The organism is Cyanobium sp. NIVA-CYA 375 (genome assembly GCF_056108345.1).
Genome location: NZ_JBSYHW010000450.1, coordinates 1 through 504 on the forward strand (window position 1 = coordinate 1; position 504 = coordinate 504).

Below are 504 nucleotides of genomic sequence, written 5' to 3' on the forward strand. Positions count from 1 at the left end.
ATCGCCAACGAGCAGGCCAGCCATCACTTCCTCCAGCCGGGCGACGTGGTCGAGTTCGCGGCGGCCCACGTTGGCACCAGTCAGGTGCAGGTGACGGGGGAATGAGAACCGGGGGCGATTGCCTCGCTGTGCCGTTGCGCTACACCGGCCGGCGATGAGCGAACGCAAGCTTCAGGCATGGCTCGCCGCCGGGGTGATCGACGCCGATACCGCCGGGCGAATCCGCGCGTGGGAAGCCGAGCACAGCCGCCCGCTGGCGCTGTGGGCGGTGATCGGGATCGGCGCTCTCGCCATCGGGCTGGGGGTGATCTCGGTCGTCGCGGCCAACTGGGAAGACGTGCCGGGCATGGTCCGGCTGGCGATCCACTTCGCGGTCATGCTGGCGCTGGGGGGCTTCCTTGGCTGGCGCGGCGAAGCGCTTGGGCGCGACCATCCGTGGGGGCTGGAAGCCGCGCTGTTCGTGCTGGCCATGCTCGGAATGGCGTTCTTCGGCCACATCGGACA

The 504-nt window shown here is 69.6% G+C and carries 1 protein-coding gene; it reads left to right on the forward strand.

Annotated elements, in window-relative coordinates; translation table 11 throughout:
* Window positions 1-154: 154 nt before the first annotated feature.
* A partial coding sequence (locus AC01FP_RS19060; RefSeq protein WP_474482552.1) for a DUF2157 domain-containing protein occupies window positions 155-504 on the forward strand: 350 nt, incomplete at its 3' end.